At 71.0% G+C, this 21,257-nt stretch carries 23 protein-coding genes; 14 read left to right on the forward strand and 9 right to left on the reverse strand.

Features of this window, described 5'->3' with window-relative positions; all coding sequences use genetic code 11:
• Positions 1-825 carry a 7-carboxy-7-deazaguanine synthase QueE gene (locus tag P2T62_RS10705; protein ID WP_276261384.1) on the forward strand — a complete coding sequence of 275 codons (825 nt, stop codon included), beginning with the start codon at positions 1-3 and terminating at the stop codon, positions 823-825.
• A gap of 37 nt (positions 826-862) precedes the next feature.
• The gene (gene queC, locus P2T62_RS10710; RefSeq protein ID WP_276261385.1) at positions 863-1,651 is read left to right on the forward strand and encodes a 7-cyano-7-deazaguanine synthase QueC; all 789 of its coding nucleotides are present in this window, start codon (positions 863-865) and stop codon (positions 1,649-1,651) included.
• Positions 1,652-1,725: 74 nt separating this feature from the next.
• On the opposite strand, the gene P2T62_RS10715 is transcribed toward queC, so the two are convergent.
• The gene (locus P2T62_RS10715) at positions 1,726-1,932 is read right to left on the reverse strand and encodes a hypothetical protein (RefSeq protein ID WP_276261386.1); all 207 of its coding nucleotides are present in this window, start codon (positions 1,930-1,932) and stop codon (positions 1,726-1,728) included.
• A 158-nt stretch (positions 1,933-2,090) separates the two neighbouring features.
• Between P2T62_RS10715 and P2T62_RS10720 the strand changes: the two genes are divergently transcribed.
• From P2T62_RS10720 to P2T62_RS10730, 3 genes are all read left to right on the forward strand, one after another.
• Positions 2,091-2,579, forward strand: coding sequence for a TrpY family transcription regulator (locus P2T62_RS10720; protein WP_276261609.1), 489 nt, complete (start codon positions 2,091-2,093; stop codon positions 2,577-2,579).
• Positions 2,580-2,676: 97 nt separating this feature from the next.
• Positions 2,677-4,023 carry an outer membrane protein assembly factor BamB family protein gene (locus tag P2T62_RS10725; RefSeq protein ID WP_276261387.1) on the forward strand — a complete coding sequence of 449 codons (1,347 nt, stop codon included), beginning with the start codon at positions 2,677-2,679 and terminating at the stop codon, positions 4,021-4,023.
• A gap of 69 nt (positions 4,024-4,092) precedes the next feature.
• Positions 4,093-4,740, forward strand: a complete 648-nt coding sequence (locus tag P2T62_RS10730; RefSeq protein WP_276261388.1) for an IMPACT family protein — start codon at positions 4,093-4,095, stop codon at positions 4,738-4,740.
• A 77-nt stretch (positions 4,741-4,817) separates the two neighbouring features.
• Here P2T62_RS10730 and P2T62_RS10735 read toward each other — a convergent pair whose 3' ends face one another.
• From P2T62_RS10735 to upp, 4 genes are all read right to left on the reverse strand, one after another.
• Positions 4,818-7,505 carry a TRAP transporter permease gene (locus P2T62_RS10735; protein ID WP_276261389.1) on the reverse strand — a complete coding sequence of 896 codons (2,688 nt, stop codon included), beginning with the start codon at positions 7,503-7,505 and terminating at the stop codon, positions 4,818-4,820.
• The gene (locus P2T62_RS10740) at positions 7,502-7,975 is read right to left on the reverse strand and encodes a DUF1850 domain-containing protein (RefSeq protein ID WP_276261390.1); all 474 of its coding nucleotides are present in this window, start codon (positions 7,973-7,975) and stop codon (positions 7,502-7,504) included. The genes P2T62_RS10735 and P2T62_RS10740 overlap by 4 nt, the downstream gene beginning before the upstream one ends.
• 6 nt (positions 7,976-7,981) lie before the next feature.
• The gene (locus P2T62_RS10745) at positions 7,982-8,989 is read right to left on the reverse strand and encodes a TAXI family TRAP transporter solute-binding subunit (RefSeq protein ID WP_276261391.1); all 1,008 of its coding nucleotides are present in this window, start codon (positions 8,987-8,989) and stop codon (positions 7,982-7,984) included.
• Between the two features lie 127 nt (positions 8,990-9,116).
• Positions 9,117-9,791 carry a uracil phosphoribosyltransferase gene (gene upp / locus P2T62_RS10750; protein WP_276261392.1) on the reverse strand — a complete coding sequence of 225 codons (675 nt, stop codon included), beginning with the start codon at positions 9,789-9,791 and terminating at the stop codon, positions 9,117-9,119.
• A gap of 172 nt (positions 9,792-9,963) precedes the next feature.
• On the opposite strand from upp, the gene P2T62_RS10755 reads away from it, so the two are divergent.
• The gene (locus P2T62_RS10755) at positions 9,964-10,668 is read left to right on the forward strand and encodes a DUF5828 family protein (protein ID WP_276261393.1); all 705 of its coding nucleotides are present in this window, start codon (positions 9,964-9,966) and stop codon (positions 10,666-10,668) included.
• A gap of 46 nt (positions 10,669-10,714) precedes the next feature.
• Positions 10,715-10,930, forward strand: a complete 216-nt coding sequence (locus tag P2T62_RS10760) for a hypothetical protein (protein ID WP_276261394.1) — start codon at positions 10,715-10,717, stop codon at positions 10,928-10,930.
• 9 nt (positions 10,931-10,939) lie between these two features.
• On the opposite strand, the gene P2T62_RS10765 is transcribed toward P2T62_RS10760, so the two are convergent.
• Both P2T62_RS10765 and P2T62_RS10770 read right to left on the reverse strand, forming a co-directional pair.
• A complete protein-coding gene (locus P2T62_RS10765; protein WP_276261395.1) occupies positions 10,940-11,362 on the reverse strand; it encodes a hypothetical protein in 423 nt (140 codons plus the stop codon).
• Between the two features lie 72 nt (positions 11,363-11,434).
• Complete coding sequence (locus P2T62_RS10770) at positions 11,435-11,749, reverse strand: hypothetical protein (RefSeq protein WP_276261396.1); 315 nt, start codon at positions 11,747-11,749, stop codon at positions 11,435-11,437.
• 123 nt (positions 11,750-11,872) lie between these two features.
• Here P2T62_RS10770 and P2T62_RS10775 point away from each other — a divergent pair, with 123 nt between their 5' ends.
• Positions 11,873-12,742 carry a DUF63 family protein gene (locus tag P2T62_RS10775; protein WP_276261397.1) on the forward strand — a complete coding sequence of 290 codons (870 nt, stop codon included), beginning with the start codon at positions 11,873-11,875 and terminating at the stop codon, positions 12,740-12,742.
• Between the two features lie 72 nt (positions 12,743-12,814).
• Positions 12,815-13,906: a DMT family transporter gene (locus tag P2T62_RS10780; RefSeq protein WP_276261398.1), complete on the forward strand. Its 1,092-nt coding sequence runs from the start codon at positions 12,815-12,817 to the stop codon at positions 13,904-13,906.
• A 13-nt stretch (positions 13,907-13,919) separates the two neighbouring features.
• Here the strand turns inward: P2T62_RS10780 and P2T62_RS10785 are convergent, their stop codons facing one another.
• Positions 13,920-14,381, reverse strand: coding sequence for a GIY-YIG nuclease family protein (locus P2T62_RS10785; RefSeq protein WP_276261399.1), 462 nt, complete (start codon positions 14,379-14,381; stop codon positions 13,920-13,922).
• Between the two features lie 153 nt (positions 14,382-14,534).
• On the opposite strand from P2T62_RS10785, the gene P2T62_RS10790 reads away from it, so the two are divergent.
• Positions 14,535-16,166 carry an acyl-CoA carboxylase subunit beta gene (locus tag P2T62_RS10790; RefSeq protein ID WP_276261400.1) on the forward strand — a complete coding sequence of 544 codons (1,632 nt, stop codon included), beginning with the start codon at positions 14,535-14,537 and terminating at the stop codon, positions 16,164-16,166.
• An 83-nt stretch (positions 16,167-16,249) separates the two neighbouring features.
• Positions 16,250-16,525 (forward strand): DUF8022 family protein, encoded by a 276-nt coding sequence (locus tag P2T62_RS10795; RefSeq protein ID WP_276261401.1) that lies wholly within the window; start codon positions 16,250-16,252, stop codon positions 16,523-16,525.
• Positions 16,526-16,675: 150 nt separating this feature from the next.
• Here the strand turns inward: P2T62_RS10795 and P2T62_RS10800 are convergent, their stop codons facing one another.
• The gene (locus tag P2T62_RS10800; RefSeq protein WP_276261402.1) at positions 16,676-17,074 is read right to left on the reverse strand and encodes a DUF6653 family protein; all 399 of its coding nucleotides are present in this window, start codon (positions 17,072-17,074) and stop codon (positions 16,676-16,678) included.
• Positions 17,075-17,258: 184 nt separating this feature from the next.
• On the opposite strand from P2T62_RS10800, the gene P2T62_RS10805 reads away from it, so the two are divergent.
• Genes P2T62_RS10805 through P2T62_RS10815 form a run of 3 tightly spaced genes read left to right on the forward strand, consistent with a single transcriptional unit; the run spans position 17,259 to position 21,257 of the window.
• Positions 17,259-18,479 carry an alpha-1 4-glucan-protein synthase gene (locus P2T62_RS10805; protein WP_276261403.1) on the forward strand — a complete coding sequence of 407 codons (1,221 nt, stop codon included), beginning with the start codon at positions 17,259-17,261 and terminating at the stop codon, positions 18,477-18,479.
• Complete coding sequence (locus P2T62_RS10810; RefSeq protein ID WP_276261404.1) at positions 18,472-19,644, forward strand: extracellular solute-binding protein; 1,173 nt, start codon at positions 18,472-18,474, stop codon at positions 19,642-19,644. Before P2T62_RS10805 ends, P2T62_RS10810 begins: the two co-directional genes overlap by 8 nt.
• On the forward strand, positions 19,644-21,257 hold the full coding sequence (locus P2T62_RS10815) for an ABC transporter permease (protein ID WP_276261405.1): 1,614 nt from the start codon (positions 19,644-19,646) through the stop codon (positions 21,255-21,257). The genes P2T62_RS10810 and P2T62_RS10815 overlap by 1 nt, the downstream gene beginning before the upstream one ends.

The raw sequence follows: 21,257 nt of genomic DNA on the forward strand, positions 1-21,257 counted from the left end.
ATGCCCGTCAACGAGGCGGTCGACGACTCCGGTCGCGAGGTCCCCGAGGATGTCGACGCCAGCGAGGCACTCCCGGTGAACGAGCTGTTCCACTCCCTCCAGGGCGAGGGGAAACTCGCGGGCGTGCCCAGCACGTTCGTCCGGACGTCGGGCTGCAACCTCCGCTGCTGGTTCTGTGACTCCTACCACACCTCCTGGGAACCAACGGGGGCGTGGCGCTCGCTGGACGACATCGTCGCCGCCGTCGAGGAACGCCCCGGCGACCACGTCGTCCTCACTGGCGGCGAGCCGACGGTCCACGAGGCCAGTGTCGACCTGCTCGACCGGCTCTCGGCCCGGGGCTACCACACGACCGTCGAGACCAACGGCACCGTGTTCCGGGACGCCGCCATCGACCTGGCGTCGCTCTCGCCGAAGCTCGCATCCTCGACGCCGACAGAGGCGCGGCCGCCGGCGGGTGGCGACGCGACCGACGGCGACGACCCGGACGCCGACCTCGACGTGGCCGGCTGGGCCGACCGCCACGAGGACCGCCGGCTGGACTACGACGCGATGGCCCGCTACGTCGAGGCGTACGAGACCCAGCTCAAGTTCGTGGTCACCGGCCCGGACGATATGCCGGAGGTGGAGCGCGTGGTCGAGCGCCTGCGCGAGCGGACCGACGCGACCATCACCGACGACGACGTGCTCCTGATGCCGGAGGGCACCACGCGCGAGGCACTGGCCTCGACCCGCCGGGTCGTCGCCGACCTCGCGCTGGAGCACGGCTACCGCTATACGCCACGCATCCACGTCGACGTCTGGAACGACGCGCCGGGGACCTGAGACGCGACGGACCGAGCGACGACTGCCACGATGACCCATGAGCGACTCCGAGAACTCCCCCACCGACGACAGCGGCACCGAGAGCACAGATAGCCCATCCAGCGGCGCCCCGGCGAGCGACCGTGGCCTGGACGACAGCGAGGTCGTCGACCGCGCCGTCGTCCTCGTCTCCGGCGGGATGGACAGCGCCACGGCCGTCTACGAGGCGATGGACCGGGGTTACGAACCCCACTTCCTCCACGCCTCCTACGGCCAGCGCACGGCCGACCGCGAGTTCGAGTGTGCCCGGGAACTGGCCGAGACGGTCGGTTCCGAGTTCCTGCACGTCGAAACCGAGCACCTCGCGCGCATCGGCGCCTCCTCGCTCACCGACGAGGAGCTGGAGGTGTCGGAGGCCGACCTCGATAGCGACGAGGTCCCGAGTTCGTACGTCCCGTTCCGGAACGCGAACCTGCTGTCGATGGCCGTCTCGTACGCCGAAGCCAACGACTGCACGGCGGTCTTCGTCGGCGCCCATGCCGAGGACTTCTCGGGCTACCCGGACTGCCGCCCGGAGTTCTTCGAGGCGTTCGAGCGGGTGGTCGAGGTCGGGACGAGACCGGAGACCGACATCAGCATCGAGGCGCCGTTCGTCGAGTGGTCCAAGACCGATATCGCCGAGCGCGGCCTCGAACTGGCGGTCCCGTACGGACAGACGTGGTCGTGCTACCGCTCGGAGGCGCCCGCGTGTGGCACCTGCGACGCCTGTGCGTTCCGCCTGCAGGCGTTCCAGCGGCTCGGCGTCCGTGACCCCATCGACTACGCCGAGCGGCCCGACTACACCTGAGGGGTGACGAGGGTCCCGACCAGCCCCGGGCCGTCGGGGGCCGTGGCCGTGGCCTGGCGAGGCCGAGCCGCGGGTCAGTCCAACAGCCGTTCCGAGACCCCACTGAAGACGAGGATTCCCCCGAGAGCGAGCAGTGCGGCCGGGGCCACGTACGCGAGGATGTAGGTGAGCGGTTCCTCGGGGAGCGTCCGGTAGAACTGGACCGTCGTCGCGGCCCCCACGAGCACCATGACCGCTCCCAGGACGCGCAGCCGCGGGTCGGGGTGCAGTTCGAATCCCACACACCCTGTCTGCGGCGCCGCTGTCAAACCGTTTGCGCCGGGCAGTGGGCCCCTGGCCACCTCGGCAACCTTTTTGTCCGTGTCGGGCGCGCTCGTCCACATGGCCGACGACCCCGAACCGGGAGGTGAGCGACGTGGGTGACACGTTCGCCTCCATCATGGAGAAGTTCGAGGACAGCCCCAGCCAGCAGGCGGTCGTCCGGCTGCTGCTGGAGCGGGGCTTCTCCGTCAACGACGAGGGACGGGTCGTCTCGGGCGGCATCGAGATCCCCAACACCGGCATCGCCCGCGAGATCGGCGTCGACCGCCGGGTCGTCGATGCCACGACCGACGCCATCCTCGGTGACCCCGAACTGGAGCCCATCTTCCGCAACATCACCGCCATCCCGTCGCTGATGGATCTGGCGCCGGTGCTGGACCTGACGGTCCTCACGGTCGCGGTGTCGGACCCGGAGGCCTCGGGCATCGTCGCGGCCGTCACCGGCATCCTCGCCGACCACGACATCTCCATCCGCCAGACCATCTCCGAGGACCCCGAGTTCACGGACGACCCCGTCCTGTACGTCATCACGGAGGGCGACCTCGCCGGCGAGGTCATCAACGAGATTCGTGCGCTGGAGTTCGTCCGCCGCATCGAACTGGAGTAGCGACGCCACGGCCTCCCGCACCGCCGCGTCAGTCCATCCTCAAACGTCTCTTTGAGCCTCTGGGAGGCTTATGCCGGTCCTCCGTCGATGCCCGCCCATGCGACGACGACCCCTCCTGGCAGCGCTCGGTACCGGTCTCGCGACCGGGCTGGCCGGCTGCTTCTCGAACGACGGCTCCGGGTCACCCGACTCCCCGAGCGACACGCCGACCGACGACGCGACACCCACCCCGACGGACAGCGAGGCGCCGGGCGACGACACACCCGACGACGGCGAGACGCCGACCGGTCCCGTCCGCTGGACAATCGGAGTCGAGGGCACGCCGGCAGACCCGGTCCACACGGCCGCCGGGCTCCGCCACGTCGACGGCGACGGCCCCGCCCGCGACCGGTGGCTGTTCGTGCCCACGGAGTCCGGGACGCTCTACGCGCTCGACCCGGCGACCGGCGAGGAGCGGTGGACCGCCGACCTCGGGAAACGCGTCCGGGATGTCGTGGTCGCGGCCGGCGCGGGCCTCGTCCTGGCGCACGCCGGCGACAACACCCTCGGCGACGACCACCTCGTCCGTGCCTTCGACGCCGACGGCACCGCCAGGTGGACCTTCCCGGGGAGCGCCGGCGCGAACCCCTGGGGACCGCTGGAGCTGCTGGCTGCCGACGGGGAGCGCGTCTTCGTGGCGAGCCGCGACGATCAACCCATGAGCAGCGGTGAGACGGTCTGGTCGCTCGATGCGACCGACGGGACCGCGGCCTGGACGGGCGAGGTCGGCGACCCGTACAGCGCGGCCGTCTCCGAGGATGCCGTCTTCGTCGCCAGCCGCCGGGCGGTCGACGCGTTCGCGCGGCCGAACGGGGAGCGGCTGTGGCGCTTCTTCGAGGACGGCGTCGAGTACCAGTTCGACACGCTCCGGGCCGACGGCCGGACGGCCCTCTTCGCCACGACCACCGGGATGGACACCGGGCGGATGCGGGCCATCGGCCCCGACGGGAGCCACGCCTGGCAGCGGGACCGCTTCACGACCTCGGTGACGCTCGCCGATGCCCTCTACCTCGGTGGCGGTCCCGTGACGGCGGTCGACCCCACGACCGGGGACGAGCGGTGGGAGACGCAGGGGGAGTCGTTCCTGGCCGGCGGGCCGGTCGCGGACGGCCGCCTCTTCGCCGGCGGCGGCGGCATCGCCGCGTACGACACGGCGGGCGGGGAACGGCTCTGGACCTGGACCGCCGACGCAGACATCGTCACCGCGCAGGCAGCCACCGGGACCGCGGTCTACGCCGGCACGGGCGGCGGCAACGACGCGCCGAACGTCGTCTACGGCCGGAACGCGAGCGACGGCAGCGAGCGCTGGACCTTCGAGACCGACAGCGGGCTCTCGGAACTCGCGCTCGGTGAGTACGTCTACGTCGGCGCCGCCGACGGCACCGTCTACGCGCTCCGGCGCTGACCGGGCCTGGGCGCCGGCAGCCCACACGCGGGTCGCACCGCTTTTGCGCCGTCCCTGCGTGGTCCGCCCGTGAGCGACAACGACGGTGACGCGGCCGATGCCCCGGGGGAGCCGCCCGAGGACCCGGACGCCTACCGGACACTGGCAGGGCGCGGGCGCGCGGAGTTCACCGTCAACGGCTCGGAGTTCATCGGCCACGCGGCGCCCGCCGGGGGTGTCGAGGCGGCCGAGGATTTCGTCACGGAGATTCGAGAGGCGTTCCCGGACGCCACCCACAACGTCCCGGCGTACCGCGTCAACGCCGACCCGTTCCGCGAGTACAGCAGCGACGACGGCGAGCCCTCGGGGTCGGCCGGCAAGCCCATCCTGAACGTGTTGCAGGGGCGCGAGGTGGAGGACGCTGTCGTCGTGGTCACGCGGTACTACGGCGGGACCAACCTCGGAGTGGGTGGGCTGGTGCGGTCGTACTCGCGGGCGGCGAAGGAGGCCATCACCGACGCTGGGGTGACGTGGACGCGGCCCCACGAGCGCCTCGTCGCGACCGTGGACTACGACGACAGCGGCACCGTCAGAGGGGTTCTGGAGTCGGCGGGCGTCGAGTTCGACGCCTCGTACGAGGCCGCGGTCCGATTCGACGCGCGCGTGCCGACCCGCGAGGCAACGGCCCTGCGCGACCGGTTGCTCTCGGCGACGAGCGGCCGCGTCGACCTGGAGTGACCGAGGCGCGGGTGACCGGGAGCCAGCCGACCGAGAGACGGTCGGCGGAGGGGCGACCGGCGGCGCCGTGCCCCGCGTCAGCCCGCGCCCGCGGGTTCCGCCTGTGCCCCCGCCTCGACCCGGTTGAAGAACGCGAGCGCCGCGAACAGCACCGCCCCCGCGATGCGGCTGCCGAGGTCGATGGTCAGCGTGTCCAGCCCCAGCGGCGTGAGGACGAGGCCGGGCGCCATCAGGAACAGCGCGGCGACGGCGAACCCGGCGCGCGTCAGCGTGTCGAGTTTCGCGTAGAGGAACCCGATGACGGTCGCCGCGAGCGCCACCACGCCGAGGAACACCCCGAGGACGGGGACGAGCACCTCCGGGATGACGAACGACGGGGTCGTGAGATCCGCGACGCTGACGATCTCCGGCGACCCGTCGACGATGCGCAACAGCAACAGCCCGGGGGTGAACACGAACGCGAACGGGACGATGGCCTTGTTGAGCGAGAGCGAGAAGGCCGACAGCCCGGTCTTGAACGGGTCCGACTGCGCGACCCCGCTGGCCGCGTAGGCCGCGACGGCGACCGGAGGCGTGATGTCTGCGATGACGCCGAAGTAGAGGATGAACAGGTCACTCACCAGCCGTGGGATGCCGAGCTGCGTGAGCGCCGGCCCCAGCATCGAGATGAGGATGATGTACGTGACCGTCGTCGGCATCCCCATCCCGAGGATGATACAGGAGATGGCCGTCACGACCAGCAGGAGGACGAGCGACCCGCCCGCGATGTCGACGATGAGCGCCGTCAGGTTCGGGCCCAGCCCCGTCGTCGCCACGACGCCCGGGATGATGCCCGCGGCGGCGACGGCGACCACGACCGGGGTGGCCGTCCGGGCGCCCCCGTCGAGCGACTGCGTGATGAACGCGAGGAACCGGCCCGGGCGACTCCGGAGCGCGTCCTCGCGGTTCAGCCCACGGCCCATCCGCTCGGCCGTGCGGTCCACGGCGTCGTCGTACTCGAGCAGGGGGGCCTCGCCCCGCGGGTAGACGAGCATCGTCACCACCCCGGCGCCGAGGACGAGCCAGCCGAGCGACCCGAGCACCGTCGCCAGGACGGGGTTGCCACCGAGGAACGCCAGGCCCGCCCGGAGCGCGACCAGGCTGATGAGTGCCGCTGCCAGTATCGCGCGGTCCTCCGGGTCGTAGGACGCGACGATGGCGATGAGCGCGACGATGGCCAGGAGCGAGAAGTACGCCGAGCGGGCGACCGTCAGGCGCTCGACCAGCAGGTAGAACAGCAACAGCCCCAGCGGGACGAGGTAGAACCACCCCGTCGAGAGGTGGTCGCGAACGTCGACGAGCGCCACGTCGTCGAGCCCGCCGATGCCTGCCCGCGACGCCTCGAGGTGGACCATCACCCAGACGCCGAAGAAGAAGACGACCGCGGGGATGGCCGCGGCGATGATGACCTCGGCGTACGGGATGCCGGTGAACTCGACGATGAGGAACGCCGCGGCCCCCATGACCGGCGGGAGGATCTGGCCGCCCGACGACGCGGAGGCCTCGACACCCCCCGCGAACTCCGCCCGGTACCCGGAGCGCTTCATCAGCGGGATGGTGAACGCTCCCGTCGTGACGGTGTTGGCGATGGAGGAGCCGGAGATGGTCCCCATGAAGCCCGAGGCGAGGATGGACGCCTTCGCCGGGCCACCCTTCCGGCGCCCGGTCGCGGCGTACGCCAGGTCGATGAACCACTGGCCCGCACCCGACGCCTCGAGGAACGCACCGAACAGGATGAAGATGTAGATGAACTGCACCGAGACCAGCACCGGCACTCCGAGGATGCCCTGGTCCGTGTACCAGAGGTTCGTGACGATGGTGCTCCACGAGCCCTCGCTCGTCGACAGGACGCCGATGTAGGGGGCGTCGAGCGGGATGAGGTAGCCGTACTTCGCGTAGACGATGAACGACCCCACGATGACGACCAGCGGGAGCCCGAGCGTCCGCCGGGTCGCCTCCAGCACGAGGAGGAAGGCGACCACGCCGAGCAGGTAGGCGAACGAGGCGTCGGCGAACGGCAGGACGACGGTCAGGACCGACTCCAGCGGGGCGAGCACCGTGTATATCTCGCCGAACGAGCGCCCGGCGTCCAGGCCGAGCGCGCGGAGCCGGAGGATCTCCTCGAACTCGTTCAGGTAGTAGTACGAGGCCGTCAGGATGCCGAACATGAGCACGAAGTCGAACGGCGTGATGCGCTCCATCTTCGCGTCGACGAACCCCCACCGGACGACCGCCCGGAGCCGCTCGGCGGCCACGGTGACGGGACTCCCCTCACCGAACCGCTCTCGGAGTCCGGGCACGACACGCGCGAGCCGCCGCGAGAGGAAGCCGTCGCCGGTCGTCGGTGGGTAGAGCGCGAACGCGAGGACGAGCGCGAAGGTGACGTGGAAGGCGTTGATCTGGAGCTGCTGGAGCTTCGCGATGACCACCTCGCCCACGAAGGGGAGGGTGAAGACGAACTCGAAGCCGCGCGCGGCGAGCCAGATCTGGAACACCGAGAAGACGATGCCGACGACGGCCACCCCGACGGCGAAGATTCCCGTCAGGGTCCGGCGGCTCTCGAGTTCCTTGATCAGCTCCTCCTGGTCGGCCTCGCTCAACCCCTCCTGCTCGGTGGGCGTGGCTGCCGACCCGAACGGTTCGGCGGGGTCGGCGTCGGAGCCGTCCTCCGGGTCGGGCGCGGGCGATTCGGCCTCGTCGCTGTGGTCGTCGCTGTCGTCGGTCATTGTGGTGTGTGTCCCCCGAGAACCGGCCGCCGTTCGATGCTGATACGAACCGGGTCGTCGGAGCGGGCGACCAGGTCGTACGGTTCACCGTCGACGTAGAGACGGTGCCCAGCGACAGCCGCGGGCTGGAGGTTGAACGCCTCGTACCGCCGGTCGGGATCGAAGACGAACCAGCCGTCCTCGAGGCGGACCGCCTCGCGCGCCGGGAGCCCCCAGCCGTAGGACCGGAAGCGCATCTCCGTGTTGTCCAGCGCCGTCCCGGTCACCGTGTAGATGTCGCGGACGGGTGTCTTCTCGACACTGTGCGTGTACGCGAGGGTTACGTTCGAGCCCTCGTGGACGTCGACCGTCAGCAAGGCGGCGCCGCTGTCGGCGTCCCGGACGACGAGCGTCCGGTCGACGGGTGCCGCGACCGCGGCCCCCGCCAGGACGAGCGAACAGGCGACGAGGACGGCGACGGACCCCCGCATCGGCGGTCAGCCGAAGTACGCCTGGGCGCCCTCGTGCAGGTCGATGGACATCCCCTCCTGGGCGGAGTCCCTGGTGATGAACTGCGTCTTGATGGTGAGGTCGCCAAGGTTGTCGAAGATGGCGGCCGTCACCTCCTCGACGGTGCTGGCCCCGAGTTCGGCGCGGGTGGCGATCATCGCCTGGACCGACACCGTCTCGCGGGCCTCCGAGATGCCGCTGTAGGTCCCGCCGGGGATGGTGTCCTGGGCGTAGAACGGTGCCGAATCGAGGACGGCCTGTCGGTTCTCGCCCGCGATGGGGACGATCTCGGCGTCGTTGGTCGTCGCGAGGTCCGAGATGGCACCCACGGGCCAGCCGCCGACGACGAACGCCGCGTCGATGTCGCCGTTCTTGAGCTGGTCGGCCGCCGTCGAGAAGCCCGCGTTCTGTTCCGTGTACTCCTCGATGCCGAGCGCCTCGAGGATCTGGGTGGCGTTGACCTGCGTCCCGGAGCCGAGGTCGCCCGTGTTGATGACCTTCCCCTCGAGGTCGGCGGGCTGTGAGATCCCCGTCGAGGCCAGCGTCACGATGGTGATGGTCTCCGGGTAGAGGGTGGCGACGCCCCGGAGGTTCTCAACGGCGTTGTCGATGAACGCCTCGATACCGGTGCCGTTGGCGGCGAAGTAGGCCACGTCGTTCTGGATGAGCGCGAAGTCGGCGCTCCCGTTGGACAGCGACCCGACGTTCGCGACGGAGGCGCCGGTCGACTGGACCTGCAGGCGGAAGTCGGTGTTCCCCTCGACGACCTGCTTGAACTCGTTGGAGAGCGGGAAGTACGTCCCGCCGGTCCCGCCCGCGTGCCAGGAGAGCCGGGTCGTACCGCCACCGCCATCGCCGCCGTCGCCCCCATCGCCCCCGTCGCTGCCGCCGTCCCCGCCACCGTCCCCGCCGTCCCCGGTACAGCCGGCCACGAGGGACACACCAGCTGCTCCCGCACCGGCCACGAACCGCCGACGATTCATGTGGTCCGTCATGGCCGTCGGGAGACGGTGGCGAGACAAAAGTAGTCAGTCGCTGAACGGCCCAGAAAGCTGGTATATCGCGGCTTTATGGCAAGTAGGGGCGATATTACTACACGGCAGCCGAGAGTTCCGGGGCCCCCTACTTGGTGCCGAACGCCCGGTCGCCGGCATCCCCGAGGCCGGGGACGATGTAGCCGTCGTCGTCGAGTCGCTCGTCGACCGCGACGGTGAGCAGGTCCGCCTTGGGGACGGACTCGCGGACGTGGACCAGTCCCGCGGGGGCGGCGACGGCCGAGAGCGCGAGCAGTCGCTCGGGTGCGGCCCCCTCCGTGACCTCCTCGAGCACCGCCGCCATCGTCGACCCCGTCGCGAGCATCGGGTCCGCGACGATGACCGTGTCCTCGGGGGTCAGCTCGGGGAGCTTCACGTAGTCGACGGAGATCGGGAAGTTGCCGTCCGCGTCCATGCCGGCCGACTCGTCGCGCCCGGCGCTGACGATCCCCTGCCGGGCCTGCGGGAACGCCTTCAGCAGCCCCTCGACGAACGGCGTCGCGGCCCGGAGGACGTTCACGATGACCACGTCGTCGAGCCCCTTCACGCGCTCGCCGGTCGTGTCGGCCAGCGGGGTCGTGATGGAGACGTACTCCGTGTCCATCATGCCGTCGATGATCTCGTAGCCACAGATGCGCCCCAGCTTGACGAGCCCGTTCCGGAACGCCACCTGTTCGGTCTCCGCCGAGCGGAGGTCGCTCAGCGTGTGCTTCGCGAGCGCGTGGGTAATGACGTACGCGTCGTCGCGGTCCTCGATTGGCATGTGCGAACGGGCACGCGCCGAGGGCTTAACATACAGGGTCGCGGCGGCCCCTGGCGCGACGAGTCGCTCGGAATCGACGGCCGGGAGTGGGGGTGACGGGCGAGGGCGCCGTGACCGACGGGCGTCGGACCACCGGCAACACGTATTAGGCAGGGAGCCGAAACGGGGACCGATGGAAGAGAGCGTCTCCGGGTTCAGTGAGCGTGGGACCTGGAGCGACATCGTCGAACACGGTGAGCGAATCACCCGTGCGCTTCGGGACCTGGCCGGCGGGGGCGAGGTCGAGGTGGACGAATCGGCCCTGGCCGAGTGGGACGAGTGGCGCCCCAAACACGACGAGCGACTCGACGAGCACGTCAACGAGAAGACCGCCGAGCAGGCCAGCGTCGGCGAGGGCGCCGGCGAGAAGGCCGGCAAGGACCCCGACGAGGACATCCAGCAGGCGGGCGAGCAGCTCGCCGAGTCCTACGAGAGACTGGACGACCCGGACGAGGCCGTCGAGAAGGCGGCCGACTCCGTGAGCTACATCGCCCGCGCGGCCGACTCGGCCAGCCGGAAGGCCATCCGCCGGGTCGAGGGGGCCGTCTACAAGAACGTGATGACCCGCATCGCGCCGTACTACTTCGACAACGAGCTCGTCAGCGCGAACGTCTCGCGCGCGAGCCGGGGCGACGACCCGGACTACGAGCTGGAGGTCAACGTCAACGACGACGACCTGAAGATCCACGTCTCGAACCGCCTCGCCGACCTCGAGAGCGACGTCGACCGCTGGCACGTCGACACCCCCAAGGAGACCGAATCGGTCGCCGCGGCCGAGGGGGTCGAGCCGCCGACCGACGAGGAGACCGAGGGTCGCTCGCGCCCGGACACGAACTGAGCCACCCGCCGAAAGGTTCTCGCCGACGCCACCGCTACCGGTGGGTATGGACGATGCCCTCCGGCTCCGGCTCGATATCGGCCTCGTGTTGCTCGCGATCACCGCTGCGAGTACCGCGGTCGCCGCCTCCGGCCTCACCGACGCCGCGACCGTCGCCACGGCGGTACTCGCCCTGCTGGTCCTGCTCGGCGTCGTGCTGTTCCTGAGGACGACCCCGGAGTGGGCCCGCGAGGGCGGTACCGAAGCCGGTGACACCGACTGACCGGCCGCCTCAGAGCCCCAGCAGGACCGCTCCCGCGTAGACGAGGCCGGTCAGCAGCGCTCCCGCGGCGAGTCCGATGAGGGTCAGCTGCAGCGCGTACCGGCGATCCTCGCTCCGGGCAGCCTCGTCGGGAACCGTCCCCTGTCCCTGGTCCGTCTCTCCCCCGTCGGTGCGGGGCTCGCGGAAGTCGTAGCGCCCCTGGAGCGCCAGGGTCACACAGAACGAGCGCCGGGCCTGGAGGCCCCACTCGATGCCCAGCGAGAGCGGGACGAACAGCCCCAGCAGGAGCAGCGTCGGGAGGTCGCTCACGAGTACGAAGGCGGCGTAGCCGCCCGCACCGACGAGGCTGACCAGCGCGACCAGCCCGCGCTGGCGGCGGGCGGAACGCCCGATGTTGCAGGCACCGGGTCGGTAGGCGGAGGGGACCGTCACGGCGAGGCGTACGGGCTGGACGAACTTGACTCCCCGAGTGACCCGGAGGTAATCGCCACCCGCTACCACGCCTCAGACTCCGAGTGCGCCCGCTGCGAAGATGACCATCGCCGTGGCCACGGCACCGGCGAGGACCCCGAGCCCCGTCGCCAGCGCCTCGGCCCGGTGATCCAGTGGGTCCGTGCGAGCCGCGCGGAAGGCGGACTCGGCGCCGAGCGAGAGCGGGACGAACAGGCCGGCCAGGAGCGCCACCGGCGACCCGCTCACCGCAACGGCCGCCGCGTAGGCCACGCCGGCGGCGAGTGCCGCCGCGCCGCGATGATGGTGTACACTGTAGAGGGGGTTGACTGCTCGATTCAGGATGTTCTTCGAACTACTCGTGGACATACATGGCTCGTCGAGTCGTTACAGTATCAACCTGTCCAGGTACGCGAGTATTGCATCGGAGAGGTATCGACCCGTCATATGCCCAGTAATCCGGCGTCGAACTGCACCCCGGGGGATCTCGGCATGCTCGTCGCGGACCGCAACGCCTTCCGCACCGGGGCCACGAGCGCCGCTATGGTACTTCCCTCGGGGTTCGCGCTCCCCCCGCTCCCCTACCTGCTGGCCCTCCTCGCCGGGGTCGCCGTCGCGGGCGCCGCCCTCTACCGGACCCGGCCGCGCGTCACGCCGCGGGTCGTCCTGGCGTTCACGCCCTGGATGGTCGTCGGCGCGTCGCTGTACGCGCTCTTCCAGATCGAGGCCGTCCCCGCGGCCGTCCGGCCGCTGCTGGGCACGCCCGCGGTCTACCTCGCGACGTTCGCCGTCGCCGGGCTGGTGTGGGCCGCTGCCAGCCCGTTCGGCGCCGACGAGTGGGACCTGCCCTCGACGCCGGGCCTCCTCCTGCTCATCGGCACGCTGACCGCCGGCGGGGTGGTGGGCTCGGCGCTCCGCATCGGGCTGAACCGCGGGGGCCTGTTGCTCGGCCCGCCGCTCGCCGCACTCGTCGCCTCCCTCGTCGTGGCGACGGGTGTCTGGCTGCTGACCGTCACGAACAGCGAGGACGCGTCCGCCGCCTCCAGCGTGGGGTGGCTGGTCCTGCTCGGCCACACCCTCGACGGCATCTCGACGGCCGTCGGCTCCACGCTGGGCTTCGGCGAACAGACCCCGCTCTCCAGGCTCATCATCGAACTGGGCGGCGAACTCGTGTCGCTCCCGTTCCTGGGCCCGGCGTGGCTGTTCGTCGTGGTGAAGGTGGCGCTGGCGACGTTCCTCGTGGTCTTCGTCGGTGAGTACGCGGCCGAGGAGCCACAGCGGGGCTACCTGCTGCTCGGGGGTGTCGCAGCTGTAGGCCTCGGCCCCGGCGCGCACAATCTCGTGCTGTTCGCCATCGCCTGAGCGGTCCGGCGCACGGCTCCACCGTTCTCCTGGACCGGGAGAGTCAAACTGGCGGCGCGCGCAGGGACGCTCGTGTCGACATCCACTCGGCTGGACGCGCTCGCCGACCGGACGCCGCCGCTGCTTGCGCTCGTCGTCGCCGTCGCGGCCGTCTCCACGAGCGCCGTCCTCGTCCGGTGGACGAGCGCACCGTCGGCCGTGACGGCGTTCTACCGGGTGCTGTTCACGACGCTGCTGCTGGTGCCGCTGGCGGCCACGCGCTACGGCGCGGCGTTCCGCCGACTCGCGCCCCGGGACGGCCTCATCGCCGCGGTGACCGGTGTCGCCCTGGCGATACACTTCGCCGCCTGGTTCGAGTCGCTGCGGTGGACCTCCATCGCCGCCTCCGTGACGCTCGTCCAGGCTCAGCCCGCGTTCGTCGCGGTCGGGGCGTGGCTCCTCCTCGACGAGCGGGTCGACGCCCGGACCGCGCTGGGGGTGGCCGTCGCGCTGGGCGGGATGGCGCTGCTCTCGGCGGGTGACCTCGTGTCCGGCGCGGTCGTGACGGGCCGCCGGCCGCTGTACGGGATGGCGCTGCTCTCGGCGGGTGACCTCGTGTCCGGCGCGGTCGTGACGGGCCGCCGGCCGCTGTACGGCAACGCGCTGGCGGTCCTCGGGGCGGCCGCGGCCGCGGCCTACGTCCTCGTCGGGCGGTCGCTCCGGCAGCGGGTCCCGCTGCTGCCCTACGTGACGGTCGTGTACGCGGCCTGTACGCTGGCGCTGCTCGTGTTCGTGGTGGCGGGCGCACTCGGCGACGCGGCCGGGGGCGGGACGGCTGCCGGGCGCATCGCCGCCAGCCTCTTCGACCATCCGCCGCAGGACTGGGTCCTGTTCCTCGCGATGGCCGTCGGGCCGGGACTGCTGGGCCACACGGTCGTCAACTGGGCCCTGGCCCACGTCGAGTCGTCGGTCGTCAGCGTCTCGCTGCTGGGTGAACCTGTCGGTGCGACCCTGCTCGGGGTCGTCCTCCTCGACGAGCGCGTCGGCGCCGTGACGCTGGTGGGTGGCGCCATCATCCTGGCGGGGGTCGCCCTCACGGCGCAGGCGCGGGAGACGGACGCTGGCGCCGACGGCGAGCCTGCGGGCCCCCACGGGGACGAGCCGCCGGACGCCGTCGAGCGGTAGCGGGGAGTCGTTCTCAGTCCCGTGCTGCTGGACGGTCGCTCGCGGCCCCGTGGGCCTCGCGGACCGTCGACTCGGCCGTCGGGCCGTCCTCGAAGCGGGCCAGGTGGCTCCCGCAATCGCAATCCGAGGCACCGAAGCCGTCGACGGGGCCGTCCGGGAGCCGCCGGGCGACGGCGCACTCGATGTCGTCGCCGTGCGAGCGGACGACGGTGCGCAGCGTCGTATCGGGGTGGCCGAGCAGGTAGTCGACGTGCCAGTGGCAGGTGTCGCGCTCGCCGGCCGCGAGGTCGCGGTGGCGCTCGACGCGAGCGAAGCCGCCGCTCCCGAGCGCGCTCCCGGTGTAGGCGTACCAGCCCGCGGGGAACCGGTGGGTGCCGAGAGCACCCACCTCGATGGTGGCGTCGGCCGCGAGTTCGACCAGCAGTGTGTAGGTCCCGCCCCTGTCCCGGTCGTCACGAGCGTCCGCTGGGGTCACGGATGGTGGTTCGGGGGCGGGCCTTTTCAGGGTCCCACTCCCGGAACCCCACCCGGCGACACAACTAAACGGCATAATACTGAAGCCGTCGATAGGTGGCCAAGTTATGAATCGACCTTCCGGCCCCGCTGTCACCCCGGCGGGGGGTGGACGATGAACGGGGCGGACGACACACCGTCCGACGACGAGCGCGTCGCGGACGGCGGGGCAGAGGCGAGCGATGGGGCGACCCAGGGGACCACGCCCGGGGGTGAGGCGGACCCGCTGGCCGACCTCCGGGCGCGCAAGCGGCGGGCCCGTGGCGAGGACCGGGCCCACCGCCAGCACGACCGCGGGAAACTGACAGCCCGCGAGCGCGTCGACTACCTCCTCGACGAGGACACCTTCCGCGAGATCGACACGCTGGTCGAGCACCGGTCGACCGCGTTCGACCTGGCCGACCGGCACACCCCCGGGGACGCCGTCGTGACGGGGTTCGGGCAGGTGGACGGACGGCAGGTCGCCATCTACGCCCACGACTTCACGTTCCTCGGCGGCTCGGTCGGGGAGGTGGTCGGCGAGAAGATCGCGGGGGTGATGGACCGAGCCATCGAGACCGGCATCCCCATCGTCGGACTGAACGACTCGGGCGGCGCGCGCATCCAGGAGGGTGTCGACTCGCTGGCCGGTTTCGGGAAGATCTTCGAGCGCGCCACGAGGGCCTCGGGGCTGGTGCCACAGATCTCGGCCATCATGGGCCCCTGCGCGGGCGGGGCGACGTACGCCCCCGCACTCACGGACTTCGTCTACATGGTCGAGGACACCTCCTACGCGTTCATCACCGGTCCGGACATCGTCCGGACGGTGACCGGCGAGGAGGTCACGAAGGAACGGCTCGGCGGTCCCCGCGCCCACGCCGTCGACTCGGGGTTCGCCCACCAGGCCTGCCCGAGCGAGGAGGCCGCGCTCGACGAGATCCACGAACTGCTCTCGTACCTCCCGCAGAACAACATGGAGGACCCGCCGGACGCCCGGCCCGACGACGACCCCGACCGGGAGTGCGATGCTGGCGACATCGTCCCCGCGGCGCCACAGAAACCCTACGACGCCACCGACGTGGTCGCAGAGGTCCTCGACCGGGAGACGTTCTACGAGGTCCACGGCGGCTACGCCACGAACGTCGTCGTCGGGTTCGGCCGGCTGGACGGCCGGCCGGTCGGGATCGTCGCCAACCAGCCCCGCATCGCCGCGGGCACGCTGGACATCGAGGCCTCGCAGAAGGCCTCCCGGTTCGTCCGGTTCTGCGACGCGTTCAACCTCCCAATCCTCACGTTCGTCGATGTCCCGGGGTTCCTGCCGGGCACGGACCAGGAGCATCGGGGCATCATCCGCCACGGCGCCAAGCTCATCTACGCCTACGCCGAGGCGACGGTCCCGCTGCTGACCGTCATCACGCGGAAGGCCTACGGCGGCGCCTACATCGTGATGGGGTCGTCGGAACTCGGTGCCGATGCCACCTACGCCTGGCCCGGCGCCGAACTCGCCGTGGTCGGTCCCCGTGGGGCCATCGACATCCTCTACCGGGACGAGCTGGAGGCCGCCGAGGACACCGAAGCTCGACGGGCCGAGCTGGAGGACCGGTTCCGCGAGGAGTTCGCCAACCCGTACGGACCGGCGAAGCACGGCCACATCGACGACGTCATCGAGCCGGGCGAGACGCGCCAGCGGCTCGTGGCGGACCTCCGACTGCTCGAACGCAAGCGCACGGACACACCACCGAAGGACCACGGCAACATCCCGCTATGACGCCGCAACGGTTCCAGCAGTCCGGCGACGAACCCGACGACACATCCCACACGTTTACGCCCCCGGCGGACGGCGGGTCGGACATGGCGCCAGAGTCGGCGGACGAGGGCGGAAGCCTCCCGGTTCCGGGCGGGAGGCTCCTGCTCCCCGATACCGCCAGCGAGGAGGAGGCCGCGGCGCTCGTTGCGGCGGTCGCCAGCCACCTGCGCGACCAGCAGGCGGCGGCCGCTGAGGACGAGCGCGAGACCGTCGAGCCGTGGGCGTTCGCGGGCCGTGTCGGGAGCCGGACCCGGGCCGACCTGCCGACCCCCGTCGAGCGCGGCGACGAGTGGAAGATGGCGGCGCGGGTGCGGCGGTAGGGCCGTATCTTCCGATAACATCTCGGGTTGTACGTCTGCTCGCGACGTCCGGTATCAAGGGGGCCGATAGAACGACTGGAGTCGACTCCCTCCGGGGTCACGACACCGACGCGCGGTAGCGTCGGGCCATCCGGTCGAAGAAGACCAGCATCAGGCCCAATGAGGCCACCGTCCCGAGTGCGGTGCGGACGGGCTGTCGACGCAGGGCCGCCCGGAAGTGAGGAGCTGGACCACGGCGTCGACACCGGTGAGGCCGAGTGCGGCCGGGTCCGAGCGGAGCCCGCGCTCCAGCCAGACCTGCTCCCCGAGGACCACCTGTGTCGCCCAGGAGGTGTCGGTGTCTGGGGGTGCCGGGAGCCGCAGGCTCCCGACGACGGAGACGAGCACCAGGCCCAGCAAGCGGGGGCTCCGCCGGTAGAGGGCCAGCACGAGTGCCGGGTACGTGACCCCCAGACCCAGGACGCTCGCCGGACTCGCGTGGCGGCGCCAGAACAGGGTCTCGGCGAGTGTACCGGCGCCCTCACGTTCGACAGGGCGGCTGTGGGGCATCTCCTGTCTCCACGAGGCCGCTGCCGATAAGTGGGTGTGCCAGGGCGGGGGCCGTGCGAGGGACGCCACCGGGACGATGGCCCATCGGGGGCGTAGACCGCCGAAATCGGCGGGTCCCGTCACCAATTAGGCCCACCAAAACATCGTCAATGTTTTAGGAACCCCTAAACAATGCGGAGCCAGCATGAGTTCATCTTCAGCCCGGGGCGGTCCCGACACGTGCGTCGTGGTCCCGACCATCCGCGAGCACGAGTGCGTCCGCGACTACGTCGCCAACGCCCGCGAGTACGGCCACGACGACCGTCTCTTCTTCGTCCTCGTCACCGAGGACTTCTGCGACGCCGACGCGATGCGCGAGATGCTCGACGACCTGGACGTGCCGGGCGCCGTCTTCGACGAGTCCGACCGGCACGAGTGGTACGACGAGCACGGCGTCTCGGACTACGGCCACGTCGTCCCGGCGGCGAGCCACGCCCAGACCTCCTTCGGCCTGCTGTACATGTGGGCGCACGACTTCGAGTTCGGCTTCTTCATCGACGACGACACCCTCCCCCACGACACGGACTTCTTCGGTGGGCACTACGACAACCTCTCGTACGAGGGCTCCATCACCGAGGTCCGATCGGCCGACGAGGACCAGCGCTGGGTGAACGTCCTCTACCAGAACTTCGACGAGCACGGGCTCTACCCGCGCGGCTACCCGTACGCCGCGATGGGCGGTGGCCACGAGACGGAGACGGTCGAGCTGGCACGGGGCGACGTGGTCGCCTCGCAGGGACTCTGGACCAACGTTCCCGACCTCGACGCCGTTCGCATCCTGATGGACGGCGACCTGCAGGGACAGGCCCAGACCCTGACGGACCGCGAGGACTTCGGCGAGGACTTCGTCGTCGCGCCGGACCACTACACGACGGTCTGCTCGATGAACCTCGCCTTCCGCCGCGAGGTGATCCCGGCGTTCTACCAGCTCCCGATGGACGACAACGAGTGGGACGTGGGGCGCTTCGACGACATCTGGTCGGGCGTCTTCCTCAAGCGCGCGGCCGACATCCTCGGCAAACGCGTGCTGACGGGGGCGCCGCTGTGCGAGCACAACAAGGCCCCGCGTTCGACGTTCGACGACCTCAACAACGAGGTGCCCGCCCTCGAACTGAACGAGCACGTCTGGCGCGTGGTCGACGATGCCGGCGCGGACGCGAACACCTTCCGCGGCGCGTTCGACGCGATGGCCGATGCGCTCGCGGAGGGCGAGTTCGAGGAGTGGAACAACGGCGAGTTCCTCCGATTCGTCGGCGAGCATATGCAGGACTGGCTGGACTGCCTGGACTCGCTGGACGCGGGCCGGCCGGTCCCCGCGAGCACGGGCCGGGCCGTCGCCGAGACCGGGGGTGAGGCCGATGACTGACGACTCGCACACGAGCCGGACCCGTCGGCGGTTCCTCGCCGCGGCGGGGGCCGTCGGCGCGACGGGCCTCGCGGGCTGTAGCGGCATCCTCGGCGATGGCGGTGACGGCAGCGATGGTGGTGACGGCGGCAGCGGTGGCAACACCCTCGAGGACTTCCGCGGCTCGGGTGCGAACGTCGGCAGTCGGGGCGAGATCTCCGGAACGCGCATCGATGACCTCCCGGACCTCTCCGGCCAGCTCAACATCTACCTCGGCGGCGGCGAGGGTGGCCTCTACACGGACCTCCTGAGCCTGCTGAGCCAGCGATACCCGGACTTCGAGCCGAACTTCCGGCTGGAGCCGAGCTCGCAGCTCGCCAGCAAGATCGCCGAGGAGCAGTCCGGCGGCGGGAGCTTCGCGGACGTGTTCTGGGCGGTCGACGCCGGCTCGCTCGCCAACGTCGCCGCACAGGGCTACACCCGGGCGCTCCCGGACGACGTCGTCTCGGCGGTTCCCGAGGCGTTCCGCCCCGACAACGCGTGGGTCGGCGTCGCCGGTCGCGCCCGCGCGGTGCCGTACAACACGAACCAGCTCTCCGAGAGCGACATCCCCGACAAGGTACGTGACTTCCCGGATGCGAGCGCGCTCCGGAACAGCGTCGGCTGGGCCCCGACCTACAGCTCCTTCCAGGCGTTCGTCACGGCGATGCGGCTCATCCGTGGCGACCAGGCCACGCGACAGTGGATCAACGGAATGCAGGAGGCCGGCGTCTCGGGGTACAACAACGAGTTCCTCGTCTCCAACGCCGTGGCCGACGGTGAACTGGCAGCCGGCTTCGCCAACCACTACTACGCGCTCCGGGTGAAGGCCGCGCGCCCGAACGCTCCGCTGGACCTGGCGTTCACGAGCGGCGACGCCGGCGCGCTCATCAACGTCTCCGGGGCCGAGGTGCTGGAGGGCACCGGCAAACCGGAGCTCGCGGAGAACTTCATCGCCCACCTGCTCACCGTCGAGGCCCAGGAGTTCTTCGCCACCCGCACGTTCGCCTACCCGATGATCGAGGGCGTGCCGCCGGTCGGCGGCCTCCCGCGCATCAGTGAACTGAACCCGCCGGACATCGACCTCACCGAACTGGGTGATCTGGAGGGGACCATCGATCTCCTCCGGGACACCGGAGCGCTCTGATGGGCGCCCGCGAGGAACTGGCCGCCATCCGTGGGCGGCTCCGGCGCGAGTCCGACGGTGATGGCCTGGGACTGACACTCCTGAGTGCGGCCATCGCCGCGCTGCTCGTCTCGCCGGTCGCCTGGCTGTTCCTCCGCGTGGCCGACATCCCGACGGCCGAGGCGCTCTCGCTCGTGACCCGCCAGTCGATGGTCGACGTGGTCCTCAGCAGCGGCCTGCTCGTGGTCGCCGTCACCGTCGGCTCCGTGCTGCTCGGGGTCCCGCTGGCCTTCCTGACGGTCCGTACCGACCTGCCCGCCCGTCGGTTCTTCACCGTCATCCTCGCGCTGCCGCTGGTCGTTCCCTCCTACATCGGCGCGTTCGCGTTCGTCTCGGCGTTCGGCCCACGCGGCGTGGTGGCCGATGCGCTCGCCCCGCTGGGCATCGAGCGCCTCCCGGAGACGCCGGGCCTGCCCGGCGCGGCCATCGTCCTGACGCTGTACATCTACCCGTACGTGTTCCTCACGACGCGGGCGGCGCTGCTGTCGCTCGATGCCTCACACGTCGAGGCCGCGCGGACGCTGGGCAAGAGCCGGCTCGCCGCCTTCCGCGAGGTGACGTTCCCGCGCATCGTCCCGGGCATCGCTGCCGGTGCGCTCCTCGTCGCGCTGTACGCCCTGTCGGACTTCGGGACGCCCGCCATCATGGGTGCCGATGTGTTCACCGCGCAGATCTACGTCGAGTACAACAACTTCGGCGAGAACCGCGCGGCGCTGCTGTCGCTGGAGCTGCTCGCCATCACCACGGTCATCCTCGCCCTGGAGTCACGCGTCGGGCGCGACGACGCCAGCGCGTACGCCTCCGGCGGTGGCGGCTCCGCGACCCGCATCCGGCTCGGCGCCTGGCGATGGCTCGCGGCCCTGGGGTGCCTGGCGGTCGCGGCCCTGGCGCTCGTGCTCCCGGTCGGCATCCTGCTCCTGTGGCTGGTCCGGGGGGGCCCAGGCTACGCCGGCGGCGGGTTCGAGTTCGAACTCGCGTACGCGCTGAACTCGGTCGGGGTCTCGACCGCGGCCGCGCTGGCCTCGGTGCTGCTGGCGCTGCCGGTCGGCTACGTCGCCGCGCGGCGCTCCAGCGCCGCCGGGCGGCTCGCCGAGCGCGCCACCTACGTCGGCTACGCGATGCCGGGCGTCGTCCTGGGGCTCGCGCTGGTCTTCTTCGGCGTGAAGTTCGCGCCGACGCTCTACCAGACGCTCCCGCTGCTCGTGTTCGCCTACGTCGTCCGGTTCCTCCCACAGGCCGTCGGGACCACCTCCTCGTCGGTGCTGCAGGTCGACCAGCAGCTGGTCGAGGCCGCGCGGGCGCTCGGGGAGTCCCCACGGCGCGCGTTCCGGCGCGTGACGCTCCCGCTCATCTGGCCCGGCGTGCTGGCGGGGGCCGCGCTGGTCTTCCTGACGACGATGAAGGAGCTGCCGGCGACGCTCATCCTGCGTCCGACAGGTTTTGAAACACTGGTGAGCTACATCTGGCTGGTACAGGGAGCCGGCTACTACGGCCGGGCCGCGATCCCGGCGCTGACGCTCATCGCGGTCTCGGCCTGCTCGATGGCCGTCATCCTGGCTCAGGAGCGACGCTGA

The sequence above is a fragment of the Haloglomus litoreum genome (genome assembly GCF_029338515.1).
GTDB classification, from domain to species: domain Archaea; phylum Halobacteriota; class Halobacteria; order Halobacteriales; family Haloarculaceae; genus Haloglomus; species Haloglomus litoreum.

Coding starts and splice junctions, on each gene's coding strand:
- P2T62_RS10705 (WP_276261384.1), top strand. CDS start 1: ATGCCCGTCAACGAGGCGGTCGACGACTCCGGTCGCGAGGTCCCCGAG.
- queC (WP_276261385.1), top strand. CDS start 863: ATGAGCGACTCCGAGAACTCCCCCACCGACGACAGCGGCACCGAGAGC.
- P2T62_RS10720 (WP_276261609.1), top strand. CDS start 2,091: ATGGAGAAGTTCGAGGACAGCCCCAGCCAGCAGGCGGTCGTCCGGCTG.
- P2T62_RS10725 (WP_276261387.1), top strand. CDS start 2,677: ATGCGACGACGACCCCTCCTGGCAGCGCTCGGTACCGGTCTCGCGACC.
- P2T62_RS10735 (WP_276261389.1), bottom strand. CDS start 7,505: ATGACCGACGACAGCGACGACCACAGCGACGAGGCCGAATCGCCCGCG.
- P2T62_RS10740 (WP_276261390.1), bottom strand. CDS start 7,975: ATGCGGGGGTCCGTCGCCGTCCTCGTCGCCTGTTCGCTCGTCCTGGCG.
- P2T62_RS10745 (WP_276261391.1), bottom strand. CDS start 8,989: ATGACGGACCACATGAATCGTCGGCGGTTCGTGGCCGGTGCGGGAGCA.
- upp (WP_276261392.1), bottom strand. CDS start 9,791: ATGCCAATCGAGGACCGCGACGACGCGTACGTCATTACCCACGCGCTC.
- P2T62_RS10755 (WP_276261393.1), top strand. CDS start 9,964: ATGGAAGAGAGCGTCTCCGGGTTCAGTGAGCGTGGGACCTGGAGCGAC.
- P2T62_RS10760 (WP_276261394.1), top strand. CDS start 10,715: ATGGACGATGCCCTCCGGCTCCGGCTCGATATCGGCCTCGTGTTGCTC.
- P2T62_RS10770 (WP_276261396.1), bottom strand. CDS start 11,749: ATGTCCACGAGTAGTTCGAAGAACATCCTGAATCGAGCAGTCAACCCC.
- P2T62_RS10775 (WP_276261397.1), top strand. CDS start 11,873: ATGCTCGTCGCGGACCGCAACGCCTTCCGCACCGGGGCCACGAGCGCC.
- P2T62_RS10790 (WP_276261400.1), top strand. CDS start 14,535: ATGAACGGGGCGGACGACACACCGTCCGACGACGAGCGCGTCGCGGAC.
- P2T62_RS10795 (WP_276261401.1), top strand. CDS start 16,250: ATGGCGCCAGAGTCGGCGGACGAGGGCGGAAGCCTCCCGGTTCCGGGC.
- P2T62_RS10800 (WP_276261402.1), bottom strand. CDS start 17,074: ATGCCCCACAGCCGCCCTGTCGAACGTGAGGGCGCCGGTACACTCGCC.
- P2T62_RS10805 (WP_276261403.1), top strand. CDS start 17,259: ATGAGTTCATCTTCAGCCCGGGGCGGTCCCGACACGTGCGTCGTGGTC.
- P2T62_RS10810 (WP_276261404.1), top strand. CDS start 18,472: ATGACTGACGACTCGCACACGAGCCGGACCCGTCGGCGGTTCCTCGCC.
- P2T62_RS10815 (WP_276261405.1), top strand. CDS start 19,644: ATGGGCGCCCGCGAGGAACTGGCCGCCATCCGTGGGCGGCTCCGGCGC.